This window comes from Sphingomonas sp., from assembly GCF_040398505.1.
GTDB lineage: Bacteria > Pseudomonadota > Alphaproteobacteria > Sphingomonadales > Sphingomonadaceae > Sphingomonas.
The window spans coordinates 1-4,628 of sequence record NZ_JBBATX010000156.1 but is presented as its reverse complement, the minus strand read 5'-3'; the positions used below and the strand labels follow the sequence as shown (position 1 = coordinate 4,628).

The 4,628-nt window shown below is 63.0% G+C and carries 2 protein-coding genes; both read right to left on the bottom strand.

The window, feature by feature from the left end; genetic code table 11:
* Positions 1-11 precede the first annotated feature (11 nt).
* Entirely contained in the window at positions 12-2,774 is a 2,763-nt protein-coding gene (locus tag ABWP09_RS13600) for a TonB-dependent receptor domain-containing protein (protein ID WP_353205663.1), read from the bottom strand.
* 78 nt (positions 2,775-2,852) lie between these two features.
* Positions 2,853-4,586, bottom strand: a complete 1,734-nt coding sequence (locus tag ABWP09_RS13595; RefSeq protein WP_353205662.1) for a beta-helix domain-containing protein — start codon at positions 4,584-4,586, stop codon at positions 2,853-2,855.
* Positions 4,587-4,628: the final 42 nt, after the last annotated feature.

Genomic DNA, 4,628 nt, shown 5'->3' with positions numbered 1-4,628 from the left:
GCGTTGGGCGATCAGAAGTTCACGCTCAGGCCGAAATTGAAGATCGTGCCGACGTTGTTGCGGTTATAGTATACGCGGTTCTTCCCGCTTTCCTGATATTCCTGGTATTTCGTACCGAGGATGTTGCGCACTTCGAATTTCATTTCGGTCTCCACCCCGCCGATCTTGACGCCCTGGCGGGCGACGAAATCGAGGTGGATGCCGGGTTCTTCGTAAATGTCCGGCTGGCCCGACGGTCCGCGCCGCGTCACGCGTTTGCTGGCATAGGATAGCAGGAACGTCTGTTGCGAAAGGTGATCCTTTTCCTCAAGCCCGAGCTGGAGGTTGACCAGATGGTCCGACTGTCCCGTCAGCGGGGTGCCGTTGCGGAACAGCTGGTTGGCATTGGTCAGTGACAGCGGATAGGCATTGATCGGGTCGTTCGGCCCGACCAGAATCTTTGACTTGGTGTAGGTATAGTTGGCGATCGCCAGCAAGCGCCGCTTGGTGAAGAAATCCCCATCCGACAGCCAATTCATCGGGAAATATTTCTGCGTTTCGATTTCGGCGCCGTACAGATCGGCCTTGGGCGCGTTGGCAAAGCGGTTGGTCAGCGTGTTGCCATTGTCGTCGGCATAGACTTCGATCGGTTTGTCGATCCGCTTGTAAAAGCCGGCGAGCGAAATCCGCTGGTCGCGCGCGAAATACCATTCGTAGCGCGCTTCGGCATTGTACAATTGGCTGTCGACCAGCAGCGGGTTGCCCTGCACCGCGGTATTTTGTTCGGGGTCGAAATAGGTCTGGAACACGAGCTCGCGGAACTGCGGACGCGCGATCGTCTTCGATCCGCTGACGCGTACCTGCATGTCGGGCGCGAGCTGATAGGTGATTGTCGCGGCTGGCAACCAGTAATTGCGGTTGAGATTGGTCGCCGGCGGCAGGATCGGCGTGACCGTATAGACCTGAACCGGTACGACGGTTTGCTTGGCGGTTTCATAGCGCACGCCGAACGTGGCGCTCAGTTTCGAGGTGATTTGCGCTTGCACCTGGCCATAGGCGCCGTGGATCCGCAGCTTTGCGTCGAAGGTCGGGTTGCCGCCGAGATTGTCCTCAAGCCGTACGTAGAAATCTTTCCCCGGGAACGCGGTGATCACGGTGGACCCCAGCAACAGATCGGGCCGCAGTAACGTCACCGCTTGCGGGATCTGGCCGTTCTGCCGGAACGCGAATTCGCGCACTTCGTTACGACGCTTGGTATCGGTATAGGCATAGCCGACCGTCGCGGTGATCTCCGGGATGATCTTGTAGCCGAGGTCGATCCCGCCGGCGTACAGATCTTCGTTCAGATTCGAGAAGCCGATCGTCGCACCGTTCGGGCGTGCGCCGACACCGAGCGAATTGGCGTAGCATCCGTTTATGCTGGTGTTGTCACAGGTGAAGTTAGCGTCACGCGCGTAGGTCAGGCTGATCTCGTTCGGCGATTCGCGTTGCGTGTTGGCGTAGCTGCCGCGCACGTCGAGCGAGAGATCCGGGTTGAGCTTGAACTCGCCGACCAACTGCGTGTCGATCAGCTGCCGCTCGAACCAGGCGGTATCCTGCTCTTGCACGATGATATTGGATCCGAAGTTCCGCACCGTCGTGCCGACGCCAAGCCGCGTCTGCTTGAGCGTGTCGCGGATGTAGAGCGTGGTCTCGCGGATCTTGTTCGGCCCGAATTCGAGGCTGAGGCCGAGCAGGCCGTTCACCACGACGCGATCATCGGTGATGACGCGCTCGAAATTGCGGTCGAGCTGCGACAGATCGGTGGCGTTTGCGGTCTGCTGGGTCGTGTCGCGGGTGCGCCACTTGTTGCTATAGCCTGCGGTCGCGATCACGCCGAAGGTCGCGCCGCCGAGATCGAACGATTTGCCACCGGTGATGTTGCCGCTCCAATTTGGCGGCAGCGCCTTGTTGCGTTGAATGACGGCGTTGCGGCCATCGATCAGCTGCGCGGCGATCGCGGTGTTGGCCGCGTTCGACAAATCGGCGATCTGCGCGCCGCTCTTCAGGAAGGCGGCGAGCAGGGGCGCGGTGTTGCGCTGGCCATTGTCGAACCCGGTCCAGTCGCTCGAGCTGCCGAAATAGGTGTAGCCGAGCTGCCCTGTCGTGACGGTATCGAGCCCGATCCCGGCGCCGATCGACAGGAACGGCTTTTTCGGGACCGCCTTGGTCGTCAGATTGATGACGCCGCCGCCAAATTCGCCCGGAAAATTGACCGAATAGCTTTTCTGGACGAGCGAAGAGGCGATCACGCTGGTTGGGAAGATGTCGAGCGGCACGACGCGCTTGAGCGGCTCGGGGCTGGGCAAGGGCGAGCCGTTGAGCAAGGCGAGCGAATAGCGATCGCCAAGCCCGCGGACATAGACGAAGCCGTTGCCGACGACGCTGAGCCCGGTCACGCGTGACAGCGACCCCGCAATGTCGCCCTCACCGGTACGGGCAATGTCTGCGCTCGACAGCACCGACACGACTTGCGGCGCGGTGCGCGCGATATTGCGGTTGCGCGATCCGGTCACAACGATGTCCGCATTGCCACCGGGAATCGATACCTCGGGGGCGGGCGGTTCGGGGGTCTGTTCCGGTGCCGTCGCGGGAACGCCCGGCGTGGCGGTCTGGTCGACCGTGTCGGCGGGTGATGAAGGGGCTGGCGTGGCCGAGGTCGGCGCGCTCGGCGACGCCTGCGCCCGCGCGACCGACGGCGCGATCAGCGCGGATGAAAATAGCAACAGGCTCGCAAAGCGCACTGGCTTCGACATCGTCAACCCCCTCTTATAGTCCGAAAAGGGGCGGAGCGCCGCGTGTGCGACCCTCCGCCCCATGTCCCGCAGCCTCGATCAGATCGTCGGCAGCGTGGTGCAGTTGCCCGACAGGCTGGTGCCAAGCGCTGCGGTCGTGCTGTTGCAGGTCCAGCCCTGATACCAGGTGTCGGCCGCATCCTTGACCGCGCCGATATAGGTCGTCTTGTCGAAGAAACCGGCCGGCGTGATCGTGATGCCGTTGAACACGCGACCGTTCAGCGTGGTCTGGTCGAACGCGGTCACCGCGGTTTCGTTTGCGCCGTTGATGAACAGGTTCGTCAGCGTTGGCGTGTAGGTCGAGTTGTTGTTGGCACCCCCATTGAACAAGGCGGCAACGTCGGCGTCGGTCAGCGTCTGGCCGGAAAGCGGCGAGCCGATGAACGGACGCGAGGCCAGGCACTGCATGACCACCGAGCGGAACACGGGAGCGCCATTCTCGTCGGTCGGCGCATCCACGGTGGAAGCAAACGTCCGCGAGTCGCTGATCCGGATGCACGAATGCGCCGGATTGGTCGTCAGGATCGAGTTGACCAGGGTATAGTCGGTCGCGCCGCGCAGCAGGATCGCTGCCTGATCGGCATTGCCCGGGCCGGTGCGGTCAAGGAAGGTCGCGTTCGATACCGTGGTATTCTGCCGCGGATTGTCGAGCACCGAATTGTTGTCGGTATCGGCCTCGATCATCGCATCGGCACCCTGCGCAAGGCTGCCCGCGCGCTGTGCGACGATGACGTATTGGAAGTTTGCCTTCGTGCCGACGTCGGTGTCGAGATTGTCGTCCTCGGCGCCGATCGCGACGTAATATTTCATCGCGACATGGCCGCCGAAGAATTCGGCACCGTCATCCGAGCTGTTGAACGACTGGACGTGATCGATGACCGTCCCTTCGCCGACGCCCTGCGTGGTCAGCGACTGCAATTCGGTGGCCGCCGACAGGACGAAGCCAGAATAGCGGATCTGCATATAGCTGATGCGGCCGCTATTATCGAGGTTGTTGGCACCGCCATAGAGTGCCGGATCAACAGCGCCTTCGGTCTGCCGCTCGCACGCCGTGGTGCCGGCATTGGGCGAGCTGCCATTGGCGAGCGCCGGCGAGCCGGGAACCGCGCAATCGGTGATCTGCGCGCGGCCCGAAAGGACGACACCGCCCCATTGGCCCGACGAGCTGTCGGTGTTGAGGCCGAGCACGTTGTCGCGGCTGGTGAAGACGATCGGCGCGGTCGCGGTGCCGACGGCATTGATGCGGTTGCCGCGGTTGATGTTGAGCCAGGTTGCCCCCGACGCGGCATAGATCACCACGCCCGGCTGGATCGTCAGCGTGACGTTCGAATCGGCGATCAGCGTGCGGCTGGTGCCATCGGGCTGCGTCACGACGCGGGTGTTGGTCGCGCTCAGCGGCGTCGGGCCATTGTCATAGCCGACATCGACACGGCCCGGCAGGAAGTACAACAGGCCCGGGATGCGCGTGAGGTTGATGCTGGAGACGATCCGGGCCGGCAAGGCGCAGACGCGGTACGTACCGGTCGGGCCGGTGATCGTGCCGCGGTCGCTCAGGCCCTGTGCGTCGGCGATCGTCGGGCAGCCCGTGGCCGGCGTGACGAGCGACACCGTCGGGGTCGGGGTCGGGGTTGGTGCCGGGGTCGGCGCGGGGTTGTTGATGATGCTGATATTGCCGCCGGTACCGGGCGAGGCAATGTCGTTCGCGCCGCAGCCACCGAGCGCGGCGATCGATACGGTCGCAATCAACATGCGACGCAGATTCGAATTGGTCATGTTCCCTGTCTCCAGCTCGCTGAACCGCCTGGCTGGCGGTTT